Raw genomic sequence first — 14,436 nt, 5'->3', positions numbered from 1 at the left:
AGATGAAATTATTGAAAGAGCAGATATTAAAATTAGAAAATGATTTATTAAAGTCAGATACTAGGAAGTCAGCAGAAAAAATAAGTGAAATAGTGAGCAATGATTTTGTAGAGTTTTGTAGTTCAGGATTTGAATACCATTATAAATATGGTGATATTTATCAGGATAAGGAAGACAATACAGAACTGAACTGGGAAATAGTAAATTTTGAAATAAAAAAGTTATCTGATGATTGTGTTTTAGCAATGTATAAGGTAATAAAGCATAATGAATTAAATGAAAATAAAAAGTATACATTACGTAGTTCTATATGGAAATGTGATGATAAAAAGTGGAAGATGATTTTTCATCAAGGAACATTAACATCTAAGTTTTGAAATTGATAATTATGAAAAAGACAAAAAGTTATTAAAAACGTAATTTATATGTTATAAAGGTTTTGTAATGGAAACAAAGTTTAGAGAAATTAAAAACAAAGATGAAGAATATAACGCAAAAAAAGTTATATCAAGTATTGATAGAGGAGAAAAAGAAATATTTGAGAATAATGAAATAGAAAATAAAAAGTGCTTGTATTACTCAGAAAATCACACTATAGGTGTGTATTGTGAATATATAATTAAAGATGAAATTCACATACAAATAGGATTTAATGAAGATATGCCAGAAGAAGTTAATGATGAAGTGTTAAATCTTATTAAAAGTGACAGTCATGATAACTATAATATAAGGATTTGGTATTCACCAAGAAATAAAAAGCTTGAAGAGTTTTTACTTAAAAAATTAATATATAAAGAAAAAGGTGAAGAAATTTATGAATTTACACTACAAAAGAAAATGTTAAAAAATGAAGAGTGTACTTATATAAATAATTTAGAAATTGTGCCATTTAAAGAAAAACATATTAATGATGTATGTAATATGTTTAATAAATCGTTAGCTCATACATTTGATAATCCTAATGAAAAAGTATTTTTAAATAGCAAAAATACTTTTTTACATGAATGGATAGATAAGTCAAATCGTAGTGAGTTTTATGTAGTTATAGAAAAAAATAATATTATAGGAGCATATATATTAGATGGATTAGAAATAGATATACTTGCAGTTGCAATAAATAAGCAAGGTAAAGGAATTGGAAAATATATGTTAAATCATGCAATGAAACATATATTAGAATTAAATAGAGGTAATCCTTATTTATATTGTATGAAAAGCAATTTAAATGCTGTGGAATTTTATAAACATGAAGGCTTTGAAATGACAGGTTATTCTAGTTATATAGCACTAAAATAAAAATATATATAATTAATTTATAGTAAAATGGAGAATTTTTATGAAGAATTTAATACTTAGTGAGCCTAATAAGATATATGAAAAAAGTTTTAAAGATTATGCTCAATCATATAAAGATATAAATGATCATCATTATTTCCATAAATATAAGAAATCACTAGAAAATTTTGATGAATATTTAAATGATTTATGTGATCATGCAAATGGAATTAATTTATTAAAAGATGAAGTTACAACTTCAACATTTTGGATGATTTTTGAAAATCAAGTTGTAGGAGTTGTTAGAATTAGACATAAAGAAGTAGATTGTGCTGGACATATAGGTTATGATATATCACCATATTATAGAAACAATGGATATGGATATGAAATTTTAAGACTTGCATTAGAAAAGGCTAAAAATATAGGAATAAGAGAAGCAATTTTAACTTGTAATGTAGATAATATATCATCAAAAAAAATTATAGAAAAGAACAATGGAAAACTATTAGGGACGATTTTTGATAAAGATGAAAATGAGTATTTATTTAAGTACAGTATTATGATTGAGTAGTTTAAAAAATGGGGGATTTATGAATAGTGATTTTATTGAAGCATTAAAAAATAAGGATTTAGCGAAAATAAGAAAAATATCTAAAAGTGATTTGCATAATCATGCTCCAAGAGGTGGAAATAAAAGATATATAGAAGAATGGAAAGGTATAAAAATACCAGATGCTCCTATTTTTAAAAATCTTAATGAAATGAATGAGTGGAATTTAAAAAATATAAAACCATTTATAAAAGGTGTTAAGGGTTATGAAAAGAGGATAGAAGCAGCTTTTGTTCAAGCTAATATGGATGGCGTTAGATTGTTAAATATGAGCTTTAATATAGATGAGGTTTCTGAATATGCAAACTCTGTGGAAAATATGATTAATTCATTAAAAAAAATTCATCTTAAATTTGCACCTAATACTGTTTTTATACCTGAAATTGCACTTGGTTCATATATGGATATTGATGAAGTTAATGAAAAATTAAATGAGTTTTTACACTATGATTATTTTAAATCTATAGATATTTATGGTGATGAAAATAATTTATTTAAATTTAAAAAAGTGTTTAAAAAGGCAAAGAATAATGGATTAATTTTAAAAGCACATGTTGGTGAGTTTGGATGTGCTGAGTTAGTTCAAAGAGTTGTAGAGGAATTAGAGTTAAATCAGGTTCAACATGGCATTTCAGCAGCCAACTCTAAAAGCGTAATGAAATGGCTTGCAAATAATAAAATTCAACTAAATATCTGTCCAACAAGCAATATTTATCTTTCAAGGGTAGAGAATTATAGTAATCATCCAATCAGAAAATTATATGATAATGGTGTTAAAGTTACAGTAAATACAGATGATATGATTATTTTTGATAAAAGTGTATCAGAAGAATTCTTAAATCTTTATAATGCAGGTGTTTTTAACTGTGAAGAATTAAATGAAATAAGAGAAAATGGTTTAAAACTACTTCACAATGTATAGGTTAAAAATAGGACAAGTCTTAAAAATTATATTAATATTTTGAATATTAAATATAATATATAGTTTTGAATGTAAAATCATTTTGTTATTTTAAGTATGAGGAGGAATAAATAAAAATGATAAAAGAAGTTAAAGAAATTAATGAAGTTTTAGATTTTGCATGGAATATATGCCAAGATAATACAAAAAGTAGTTATCCTAAATATAAGACAAAAGAGGATTTAAAAAGTAACATTGAAAGAGCAATTAATTCAGATATACGAAAAATTATTGCTTGTTATAAAAATAATGAACTTAAAGGAGTTTGTATTTATTTTTGGATAAATGAAGATAAGTATTCGCAAACTGAAGCACTATTAATAGAGGATGATTATGATGTAGTTGCTGATGAATTTATGGATTATATTGGTGATGAATTGAAAGAATATGATTTTTTTATAGGAATAACAGCATATAATGAGAAAGCAATTCAATATTTAGAAAATAGAAAGATGGAATGCATAGAGTCGAGCATAGTTACTTTATTATATAAAAAGAACTATAAACCACATCATATTAAAACCTCAATAAGTTTATTAGATTTTAATGAGTTTGATGAATATGCTAAATTTCACGATAAATATGCAGGGAATATGTATTGGGACAGTAAGCATATTAAAAAAGATTTTGATATATTTGATATTTATATATACAAAGAAAATGGAATTATTAAAGGAAGTATATTTGTCAGAAAAATTAAAAAACAAAATCAGAAAGAAGTAGTTGGATTATTTCTTGATGATGATGTAAGAAAAAAGAATATAGAAAGTGACTTAATTAGTGAGATGCTTAAAGATGTCTATAAAGAATATTCTGGTATAGATAGTGTTCTTTATTTTATTGAAGAAAAAGATGAAGATGAACTAAAAGCTGTAATAGATTGTGGATTTGAAATTCAGGATAGATATAAATGTTATAAGTGCATCTTATGATAAAAGTCTGGAATTTTTATCTAAATATAATATCCATCAATTTTAAAAGAAATACTTATTTAAATAATTCCTGTTCTTTGATGAAAGAAAAAAGTTTTTTAACTGATGATAAATTTATTATTTTAAATTTGAAATTGGATACCTTTAAGAGTGAGACTAGCTCGGAATCGTTTTAAATTCGAGCTTGTTTCACTATATGAATTTTGTTGTAGCATTGTATATGAAGGTATTAGTTGAATTTTCAAAGTTATTAAAGTGAAGGGAGAAATATAAATGACTTATGATATTAAGATAAATTATAATTTAGATGGAATATATGATTTTATGGAGATTTTTAGTTGTAAAGATAGCATAGACAAAGGTAAAATAGAAAAATTATTTGAGAAAAATTCATATAAAAAATTAGTAGGGTGTGTTGGACAAGATTTTGATATGGAAGAGAGTTATAAGTGGGTAGATTTATTTTATGAAGCATATGAATTATTGAAAAATGATAAGGAATATGAAGGATTCAATCCAATAAAGAAAAACGTAATAAATTCAGTGATGAGTGCTATAAAAAATGTTGATAAATTAGAAGAATATTGTGAGAATATTATAGAAGTTATTAAAACCAAAGAATTTATAAAAAAAGCTATGTACTATTTGCCAAATTTAAAAACTAAAACTATAGAACTTAATATAAATTTTTATGTATTTATGTACAATGCTGCAGTAGAAAATTTACAAGTATTTATAGATATAATGTTTGCAAATTTATTAACAGTAGAGCAATGTACTGATTTACTTGCTCATGAAATGCATCATTATTTACAACGATATATAGACAATGAAGAGCTCATTTTAAAAGATGATTATAAAGATATAAAAAGAATGCTATTTGTAATTTCTAATGAAGGAACAGCTGATATGTGCAACTTTATAAGTACGAATGAAATATATGAAAAGTTTGGGTGGATGGAAAAGGGATGTCTAGATAGCATGATGGAGAATGTAGAGTTTCATATGAAGAAGTTAAATAATCTTTTAGAAAAAAGATTAGATGAAAGAAATAAAAATGTTGACATTATTAGCTTTATAAATGAAAATCACAAATATCATGTATTGGGGTATCATATGGCCAAAACTATAGAAAAAGGTATAAGTATAGAAGAGTTGAGGTCATGTATAGGAAAGCCTTTAAGATTTATTTTGAGTTATAACGAAGCATATAAAAAATTATATAAAGAATATATGTTAAGCGATTTTGTTGTAGATAGATTAAAAAATGTATATTAAATTTAGAAAATGTTAGGAGGATTAATGATAATGATTTTGTATTTTAAAATAGAGGTGGGAAGTGATGAGAGATATTATATTTAAAACAGAGGAGTATGTTTTTAGTTATAGAGTAGCAGGTATATTAATATATAATGATAAAATTTTATTGCAAAAAATTGATGATGATACAGCTTATGCAATTCCAGGTGGACATGTAAATTTAGGTGAAACAAATGAAGAAGCATTAATACGTGAATTTAAGGAAGAAATTAATTCAGATATAAAAGTAAATGATCTTATGTGGATGGGTGAATTGTTTTTTCCATGGGGAGAGAAACAGTGTCATCAAATATGTATTTATTATAATATATCTTTAAATCAAAACACCAATATTCCATTTGATGGTGTATTTTATGGAAAAGAGGAATTAGAAGAAAAATCATTTGAACTAAAATTTTCTTGGATTAATATTAAAGATATAGAAAATATAGATTTGTATCCTATTCAAGCCAAAAAGTATATTTTAGAAGGAATGAATAAAACAGAACATTTTGTTTATAAGGAATGATAAGAATTACAAGTTGTAACTCTTCTAAGTTAATGAATAACTTAAGAATGGGGGGAAGGCAAATAACATGATATTAAATGATGAAATTATTGTTGATTATCTAAAAGAACCAAGTTCAAATAAGTATCGTAATCATTGGATTTTTTATAATATTGAACCTAATAAATATATGTATGATACGCCAAGTAGAGAAAATGTTGAAGTTGTTAAAGAAATATATATAAAAATAAAAATAATTTTAATGAACTTTAAGCCAATAAATGAAGATATATTTAAAGTGTTATTTCCTAATTATAAAAATGTGTTTGAAAGCACTAAAGTTTTATTAGTAGTTGGATGTCCCAAAATGTATGATGCCATGTTTATAGAACATGAAGATGAAGAATATATAATATTTGATTTGATTAATTTAGTTAATTATATAAAACATGGACATGATATAGAAAAAGTTTTAAAAAATTTACTAACACATGAATTTGTGCATAGATGTGTAAAAGAAAAATATCCTTTAAAAGAGAACTTACCTTATGTGGAGAAACTAAATTATATTGTTTTTAATGAGGGTTTTGCACATCTTTTAGCATATAAAGATAATATTAAAGAATACGATTTTAATTCTAAGTTCTATTTAGATAAATATGAAAATGCAAAATTAAAATTAAGGAATGCAATTAAAGAAAAAAATGAAACAAAGCAAGAAAAATGCCTTAAGGAAGCAGATGTGGGAAATTATTGGGACAAGTTTGGAGCTATAAGTGGCAAATTGTATTTAGCACAGCATATTGACTTATTAATTGAAATATATACAAATGGATGGAGAAATATAATCTTTAATATTATAAGGGAATAAAAATTCAGAATATTAAATTAAAAAAGTTTATTTATTATGGTATAATTACTAAAAATAGGTAAAAGGGGTGATTGTTTTGAATATTTTATTAGATAAGTTAGATTTTAATGAAAGCTGGGCTTATGATACATTAAAAAATATAATTAAACCAGAATATAAAGTTTGTATAATACCTTTTGCATTTCATGATGATTGGATAAAAAATAAAGTTGAATGGGATGAATGTTATAACAAATCCTATGGAAAATATTACAAAGAGATGATGATACCTTTTTATGATTATGGAATAAATGATAACAATGTAGAATTAATAAATTACTTTGAAGATAGTACAGATAATGCTAAAAAGAAAATAAATAATAGTAATATAATCCTTTTTACAGGTGGATTTCCAGAGAAAATTATGCAAAGGTTAATAGAATTAGATTTAGTTAGTATTGTAGAAAATTACAAAGGTATAATAATGGGATGGAGTGCAGGTGCTATGATTCAGTGCCATGATTATTATATTTCACCAGATGAAAAGGATTATTTTAAATTTGTTTATGAAAAGGGATTAGACTTTATAAGGAATTTTGCAGTTGAAGTTCATTATAAAAAGTCAAATGTACAAAATGAAAGTATTGAAAAATATATAAATGAAACAGGTAAAAATGTTTACACTACAGAAGCTAAAAGTGCAATAATAGTTGATAATGATGAAGTTATATTACTAGGAAATGCAAAACAGTATAAATTGAAATAATAAAAGTGAGTTAATGAGGGGGCAAGTTATGAAAATAGAATTAAGAAAGATTACATCTAATAATTTTGATGAATGCACTAATTTAGAACCAAATGAAAATCAAAAAAACTTTGTAGCAACAAATGTATCTAGTTTAGCTGAGGCATATGTTGCATTAACTAACAATGAGTGCATTCCAATGCCATTTGCTATTTATAATGATGATAATATGGTTGGTTTTATAATGCTTTCATATATGGATTCCAATGAAAAGGATTATCCAAACACTTATTGGGTATGGAGATTAATGATAGACAAGCATTATCAAGGAAAAGGTTATGGAAGAGAAACAATGAACAAAGCAATTGAACTTATAAAAACTTTTCCATATGGTAAGGCTTCAGCAGCATTTATTTCTTATGAACCAGAAAATATAATTGCAAAAACACTTTATGCATCATTAGGATTCATAGAAACTGGTAAGATTGAATATGGTGAAGCAGTAGCAAAATTAGATTTGTAAATAGGAGAAATATTTTATTATGAAAATTGAAATAAATTTAGCAAATGAGAAAACTGCTAATATAATTAGAAATATATATCCTTTATATCTACATGATTTATCTGAATTTTCTGGAGAAACTCCTAATAAATATGGAATTTATGAAGATGAAGAAATAAGGACTTTAGATGAACAATATCATATACAAGATATATGGTTTAACAATCCAGAAGCATTATTTCCATTTATAATTAGTGTAGATGAAAACCCGACAGGATTTGCATTGATATCTACTGGAAAGTATGCACCTAAAAGCACAGATTATTATATATATGAATTTTTTATACTTAAACCATATAGGGGAAGAAATATTGCAGAGCTTGCAGCAAAGGAAGTTTTTGATAGATTTAAAGGTAAATGGGAACTTGATACTCATCCTTCCACATTGAATCAAAGAGCACAGTCATTTTGGACTAAAACTATAAAAAATTATACTTCAGGAAATTTTGAAAAAGCATTTGGGACAAACTTTAATGGAGAAAGGTTAATATTTAGATTCAATAATAATTAATAAATATTTAATGTATAAGTAGGTATTTTATGTATATAAATGAATATTTATTATTATGAATATATGCACATAAAAGCAAGTAATGACACATGATTACTTGCTTTTATATAGGGTTTCAAGCTCAAGTTTTAATTGTAAATTGTTAAATTCAACAATAATATTACTAGTTAATAATTGTATAAACTAAAATATTAGCTTGTAAGTCTATATTTTTCTATTAACTTCTTATAAAGAAGGAGGAGTATATGAATATATTAAAATATAATGAAGATTCATGGAATAAAAAAGTTGAAGATGGATGTATGTGGACTAAGGCTGTTAGTAGTGAGATTATAGAGAAAGCTAAAAATGGTGAATGGTCTATTGGTGTTACTGCTGGCAAAAGTATACCTAGAGAGTGGTTTCCCGATTTAAAGGGATTGAAGGTTCTTTGTTTAGCATCAGGTGGTGGTCAACAAGGACCAGTTTTAGCAGCGGTAGGTGCTGATGTTACGGTAGTTGATATTTCAGAAAAACAATTAGCAAAAGACATTTATGTTGCAAAAAGAGATTATTTGAAAATTAAAACTATCAAAGCTAGTATGACGGATTTGAGCATGTTTGAAGATGAAAGTTTTGATTTAATTATACATCCAGTATCTAATTTATTTGTAGAAGATATTATATCAGTTTGGAATGAAACTTTTAGAGTTTTAAAGTATGGAGGAACTTTAATTTCAGGATTTTGTAATCCAGTTTTATATTTATTTGATGATGATGAAAGTAATGGAATTTTGCAAGTGAAAAATTCCATTCCATATACCACTATGAAAGCATTATCAAAAGAAGAATTAAATAGGTATTTGGAAAACAAAGGACCAATAGAGTTTGGACATACTCTTGAATCACAAATTGGTGGGCAAATAGAAGCAGGATTTACAATTACAGGATTTTATGAAGATGATTTTGGTGGAGGAAGATTGATTGATAAGTATATAAAATCATTTATTGCTACAAAGGCTTTAAAGATTAAATATTAAATTTATTTTTAATAATATGGGGGTTAGTAGTATGATAATTTTAAGAAATATGACAGATGAAGAATTTAAAGAGTATTTAGAAGTAAGCATCAAAGAATATGCAGAAGAAAAAGTTAAAGCTGGTAATTTAAAAAAAGAAGGATCATATGAAAAAGCACTAAAAGAATTTAATGGATTACTTCCAAATGGTAAAGAAACAAAGGATAATTATTTATTGTCTATAGTAGAAGAAGATAAAAATGTAGGAATATTTTGGCTAAGTAAAAAAGATGAACATACTGGTTTCATCTATGATATAAAGATTTTTGACAGATATCAGGGCAAAGGTTATGGCAGACAAGCAATGGAGTCAATTGAAGTTTTTGCTAAAAAAATAGGTATAACAGAAATAGGGTTGCATGTATTTGGTCATAATAAACGAGCTTTTAATTTGTATAAAAGTTTAAAATATGAACCTATCAATATAGTGATGAGTAAAAAATTATTAGATTAGGAGATTTTTATATGACTTATAAAGCAATATTTTTTGATAGAGATAATACATTAACATATGCAAATGAAGAAATTAAAAATAGAAAAAAGCAGTTAATTGAAAGTTGGATAGGAAAAGAATTTAAGTTAGATTATGATAGAATGATGAATTTGTTTGAAAAAGCTAATTATCCTAAGGATGGACTTAAAAGTGTAGAAGATGAAATAATATTTTGGAAAAGATATTATTATGAGCTTTTAAAAGACGAAGGAGTATTAGAAAATATTGAAGAAAAATCTGAAATAATTCATAATGAATTATGGCTTAAGGAAAAAGCACTTTTTCCAGAAGTTATTGAAGTACTAGAATATTTTAAAACACATGGATATAAGATTGGAGTAATTTCAGATACATCACCATCACTACAACTTACATTAGAAACATTAGGGATTGGGAAATATTTTGATTGTTATATATGTTCTGATTTAGTTGGAGTTATGAAACCTGATGAAAAGATTTATAAGGCAGCATTAAATGCTTTAAATGTAGATGCTAAAGAAAGTATATATGTGGATGACTATGATGTAGAAGCTGATGGGGCAAGAATATTAGGATTTACTTCATTTCATATTGATAGAAAAAATTCACCTAAATCTCAGTGGGATATTAATTCACTTAAAGAAATAATAAATTATGTAGAAAGTAAATAGATAATTTGCAAATCAAATTAATTAATTAATTACTTTATATAAATTATACTATAGATGATAGATACCGTAGTATTCTTGAAAAGAATTTTACGGTGTTTTTTACTATATAGAAATTTAAAGTTTTTTATAAAGAATTATATTTTGCAATGTTAGGAAGGATTTATCTATTTTATATAGAAATATTACTATAACTTAATTATTTAAATAAGTTAAAAATATAGGTTTGAACCTTACAAAGAGGTAATGTTAATGAGGGGAAAGACAATAAAGATAATAAAAAATGATTTTGAGAGAAATAAATGTAAGAAATTCAATAAACTTTTATATTCTATCAAAAGTGACTATAAGGTTAACTTCAAAAATGATTTAGAAAAGATACAAATTGAAAAAGAAAGATTAGAAGTAGAACTAGAATGTATAAAAAGTCCAAGTACACAATATGCATTAACTATAGGACTTTTTGCAGTAGGTACTGGGTTAGACAATTTAATTGAAACAATGGCTAAAGACTTAAGATTTATTGTTGCCATAGCTTATTGTTTTATAATAATTGTTGTACTAGGAAAATTATTTATTAGTGAAGCTAGAAAAGAAAAAGCATATAGATGTGCATTAGTAGCATTGAAAAGATTAGAAGAAGAAATTAGAGAAGAAGAAATAGAAAAGCAGTTAAAACCTAAATTAATTAGAGTTCAAAAAATATAATTTAATTTTTTAGACACTTACAAATGTAAGTGTCTTTTTAGTTTAAAAATGCTTTTACATATAATAAGTTTATGTAATAATTATTATATTAAATAATTTACATTGAGCAAGGGGGAATATGATGAAGAGTAAAAAGAGCAAAGGGCTATTAGCTTTTATAGTTGCAGGAGCATTATCATTTAGTGCCATTCCAATAAAAAATGTTAATGCAATTCATAAGGTAGATAGACTTTATGGGAGTGGAAGGTATGAAACAGCAAAGGCAATTTCAGAAAAATTTACTAAAGCTGATATTGCTATTTTAGTTACTGGTGAAAATTATCCAGATGCATTAGCAGCAACACCATTAGCTAAAAAGTATAATGCACCAATATTACTTACAGAGAAAAACAATTTAAATGTAAACACTTCAGAAGAATTACAAAGATTAGGTACTAAAAAAGTATTTATTGTAGGTGGAGTTGATGTAATAACTGAAAATGTTGAAGAACAACTAAAGTCTATAGGTCTTGAAACAGAAAGATTACAAGGAAAAACAAGATATGAGACATCTGTTAAAGTTGCAGAGAAAGTTGGCTTAACTAAAGGAATTTTTTTAACAACAGGAGAAGGATTTGCAGATGCATTAGGGGTTGGACCAATAGCAGCAAATTTAGGCATGCCAGTAGTCTTAACAACTAAGGATGTATTAAACTCAAGTACAGAAAAGTTATTAAAGGAAAACTCAATACCTAAAACTTATGTAGTAGGTGGACGAGGTGTTGTAGCAGATAGTGTTGCAAATAAATTTTCAAATTCAGAAAGAATAGAAGGATTGAATAGATATGCTACAAACAAAGCATTAATAGATAAATTTAAAAATAATTTAAGTTTTGATAATACATATGTAGCTACAGGTAACAATTTTCCAGATGCATTAGCAGGTGGAGCTTTAGCTGCAATAAATAATAATCCAATAGTTTTAACTGACTTAAATCCAGCAAATGAAACTATGACTAGTCTAGAAAATGTTAAAAAGATGACTATCTTAGGTGGAGATGGGGTTATAACTAAATTTACTGAAGATAAATTAATTGGAAAAAATGTAACCGATTTAAAAATGCATTTTATAAATGTTGGACAAGCAGATGCTATTTTAATAGAAAACAATGGAGAAACAATGCTTGTAGATGCAGGAAATAATGATGATGAAACTGTTATAAAAAATTATTTAGAGAGTCAAAATGTGTCTTATATTAATTACTTAATAGGGACTGATCCACATGAAGATCACATAGGTGCAATGGATTATGTTATAAATTCATTACAAATAGGAAAAGTGTACATGCCAAAGACAGTTTCGAATACACAAACATATAGAGATGTTATAAGTGCTATTAGCAATAAAGGAATGGAAATAACTCCACCTACAATTGGAGAGAGTTTTTATGTTGGTAGTGCAAAATGTACTATATTAGGGCCTAGAAGAGAGTATGAAAATACTAATGATAACTCTATTGTAATCAAAGTTGAGTTTGGAAATAATTCATTTTTATTGATGGGTGATGCAGAAGCTACATCAGAAATGGATATGGTAAATGGTGGAGCATATTTAAAATCAGATGTTATAAAACTAGGTCATCATGGATCAAAAACATCAAGTGTTCCCAATTTTTTAAGTAAAGTTAGTCCTAAATATGCAGTTGCAAGTGTTGGAAAAGGAAATAGCTATAAACATCCATCACAAAGTGTTATGGATAGATTAAATAGTAGTAAAGTTCCAGTTTATAGAACAGATGAATCAGGAACAATTATCTCAACAAGTAATGGAAGTATTATATCATTTAATACAAAACAAGGAAGCTATGTTGGTGGAGATTATGTGAATCCAACACCACCAAGTACATCAAATCCTGATAAACCTCCAATAAATCCACCAACAGTTGCACAAACTGTATATGTAACTAATAGTGGTAAATCATTTCATAGAACTTCTACTTGTAGCAATATGAAATCACCTATTGCAATGAGTAGACAAAATGCTATAAATAAAGGTTATAAGCAATGTAGTAAATGTAAACCATAAAATAATTTTGGAAGATAGTTTTAGCTAATAACTAAAACTATCTTTTTTTATGAAGGACTTTGAACTTAAGTTATAGAATAATTGAATTTAAGGATATTATGAATAAAAAAAGATTAGTAAATGGAAGTTTTAAATTTGATATGGAGGAAGTTTTTTTATGGAAGTTATTTTAAGAAATTTAGTAGATTCAGATAGAAGTTATTTCTTTTCATGGGTAAAAGATAAAGAGGTTATAAAATACTCACGATCAATATTTCAAAGGATTAAAACGGATGAAGAAATATCTAGGTGGTTTGATAGTATTTTAAAGGATAATACTTCTTATAACAAAGCAATTATAGATAAGTCAACTGGAATTTTAATAGGATATGCAGGCATAGCTAACTTAAATGAAACAAATTTATCTGGTGAGTATTTTATATTTATAGGAAATAAAGCTTATCATGGAAAAGGCATAGGGACATTTGTAACTAAGAAAATTGTTGAATTTGGATTTTCAGAATTGAAGCTTAATAGAATAATGCTTACAGTTTCAGAGGAGAATACTTGGGCAATTAGAGCATATGCAAAGGCAGGATTTAAAACAGAAGGTATAATGAGACAAGGGTTCTGTAGAAATGGAAGTTTTCATGACAAAGTTATTATGAGCATTTTAAGAGATGAGTGGACTGAAATGAAAAATGATGTTGTTAAAATACGTTTAGCAAATATTGAAGATGAAGATAAGGTGTCAATTTTAATATCTCAGTTTAGAATGGAATTAAAAAAGCTTAAAAATATAGAAATTACGCCCAATATAGAAAAATCAAAAGAAGAATTCAAAGAATATTTAGAAAAAAATTATCCTATTTTTGTTGCTGAAGATTACTATAAAAATGTTTTAGGATATATAGTTTGTAGAATTGAAGAAGGCGTTGTATGGGCTGAATCTTTATTTGTCTTAGAAGAGGCAAGAAGACAAGGAATAGCATACAAATTATATGAAAAGGCAGAAAATGTTGCAAAAGGATTTGGAGAAGATATGGTATACTCTTTTGTTCATCCTAATAATGATAAAATAATAAATTTTTTAGCTAAAAAGGGATATGATGTACTAAATCTTATAGAAATAAGAAAACCTTTTAAAAATGAGATGTTTAATGGAAAAATACAAGTAGGAAATTATAAATATAATTATTAAATTTATAATTTATAAATCAGATATAATTA

The 14,436-nt window shown here is 25.7% G+C and carries 17 protein-coding genes; all 17 read left to right on the top strand.

Annotated features, from left to right (window positions below; genetic code table 11):
* Positions 1–2: 2 nt before the first annotated feature.
* A complete protein-coding gene (locus tag AC07E4_RS15450; protein WP_478216892.1) occupies positions 3–377 on the top strand; it encodes a nuclear transport factor 2 family protein in 375 nt (124 codons plus the stop codon).
* Between the two features lie 67 nt (positions 378–444).
* Entirely contained in the window at positions 445–1,296 is an 852-nt protein-coding gene (locus AC07E4_RS15445) for a GNAT family N-acetyltransferase (RefSeq protein WP_478216891.1), read from the top strand.
* Between the two features lie 40 nt (positions 1,297–1,336).
* Positions 1,337–1,849 (top strand): GNAT family N-acetyltransferase, encoded by a 513-nt coding sequence (locus AC07E4_RS15440; RefSeq protein WP_478216890.1) that lies wholly within the window; start codon positions 1,337–1,339, stop codon positions 1,847–1,849.
* 19 nt (positions 1,850–1,868) lie between these two features.
* The gene (locus AC07E4_RS15435; protein ID WP_478216889.1) at positions 1,869–2,810 is read left to right on the top strand and encodes an amidohydrolase family protein; all 942 of its coding nucleotides are present in this window, start codon (positions 1,869–1,871) and stop codon (positions 2,808–2,810) included.
* Positions 2,811–2,926: 116 nt separating this feature from the next.
* Positions 2,927–3,781: a hypothetical protein gene (locus AC07E4_RS15430; protein WP_478216888.1), complete on the top strand. Its 855-nt coding sequence runs from the start codon at positions 2,927–2,929 to the stop codon at positions 3,779–3,781.
* A 273-nt stretch (positions 3,782–4,054) separates the two neighbouring features.
* Positions 4,055–5,059: a DUF5700 domain-containing putative Zn-dependent protease gene (locus AC07E4_RS15425; protein WP_478216887.1), complete on the top strand. Its 1,005-nt coding sequence runs from the start codon at positions 4,055–4,057 to the stop codon at positions 5,057–5,059.
* Positions 5,060–5,123: 64 nt separating this feature from the next.
* Positions 5,124–5,609, top strand: a complete 486-nt coding sequence (locus AC07E4_RS15420) for an NUDIX hydrolase (RefSeq protein ID WP_430829815.1) — start codon at positions 5,124–5,126, stop codon at positions 5,607–5,609.
* 67 nt (positions 5,610–5,676) lie between these two features.
* Positions 5,677–6,459: a hypothetical protein gene (locus tag AC07E4_RS15415; RefSeq protein WP_478216886.1), complete on the top strand. Its 783-nt coding sequence runs from the start codon at positions 5,677–5,679 to the stop codon at positions 6,457–6,459.
* Between the two features lie 76 nt (positions 6,460–6,535).
* Positions 6,536–7,204, top strand: coding sequence for a Type 1 glutamine amidotransferase-like domain-containing protein (locus AC07E4_RS15410; protein ID WP_051540403.1), 669 nt, complete (start codon positions 6,536–6,538; stop codon positions 7,202–7,204).
* 28 nt (positions 7,205–7,232) lie between these two features.
* The gene (locus AC07E4_RS15405; protein WP_430829818.1) at positions 7,233–7,706 is read left to right on the top strand and encodes a GNAT family N-acetyltransferase; all 474 of its coding nucleotides are present in this window, start codon (positions 7,233–7,235) and stop codon (positions 7,704–7,706) included.
* A gap of 19 nt (positions 7,707–7,725) precedes the next feature.
* Positions 7,726–8,256 (top strand): GNAT family N-acetyltransferase, encoded by a 531-nt coding sequence (locus AC07E4_RS15400; RefSeq protein WP_478216885.1) that lies wholly within the window; start codon positions 7,726–7,728, stop codon positions 8,254–8,256.
* Positions 8,257–8,501: 245 nt separating this feature from the next.
* Positions 8,502–9,275 (top strand): class I SAM-dependent methyltransferase, encoded by a 774-nt coding sequence (locus AC07E4_RS15395; RefSeq protein ID WP_430829819.1) that lies wholly within the window; start codon positions 8,502–8,504, stop codon positions 9,273–9,275.
* Between the two features lie 31 nt (positions 9,276–9,306).
* Positions 9,307–9,768 (top strand): GNAT family N-acetyltransferase, encoded by a 462-nt coding sequence (locus tag AC07E4_RS15390; protein WP_040329243.1) that lies wholly within the window; start codon positions 9,307–9,309, stop codon positions 9,766–9,768.
* Positions 9,769–9,779: 11 nt separating this feature from the next.
* The gene (locus tag AC07E4_RS15385; RefSeq protein WP_478216884.1) at positions 9,780–10,457 is read left to right on the top strand and encodes an HAD family hydrolase; all 678 of its coding nucleotides are present in this window, start codon (positions 9,780–9,782) and stop codon (positions 10,455–10,457) included.
* Between the two features lie 249 nt (positions 10,458–10,706).
* Positions 10,707–11,162: a hypothetical protein gene (locus AC07E4_RS15380; protein ID WP_478216883.1), complete on the top strand. Its 456-nt coding sequence runs from the start codon at positions 10,707–10,709 to the stop codon at positions 11,160–11,162.
* 121 nt (positions 11,163–11,283) lie between these two features.
* Positions 11,284–13,227 carry a cell wall-binding repeat-containing protein gene (locus AC07E4_RS15375; protein WP_478216882.1) on the top strand — a complete coding sequence of 648 codons (1,944 nt, stop codon included), beginning with the start codon at positions 11,284–11,286 and terminating at the stop codon, positions 13,225–13,227.
* A 157-nt stretch (positions 13,228–13,384) separates the two neighbouring features.
* Positions 13,385–14,407 (top strand): GNAT family N-acetyltransferase, encoded by a 1,023-nt coding sequence (locus AC07E4_RS15370; protein WP_203226300.1) that lies wholly within the window; start codon positions 13,385–13,387, stop codon positions 14,405–14,407.
* Positions 14,408–14,436: the final 29 nt, after the last annotated feature.

It is taken from the genome of Clostridium amazonense (assembly GCF_056431285.1).
This window is presented reverse-complemented; position numbering and strand designations above follow the sequence as displayed.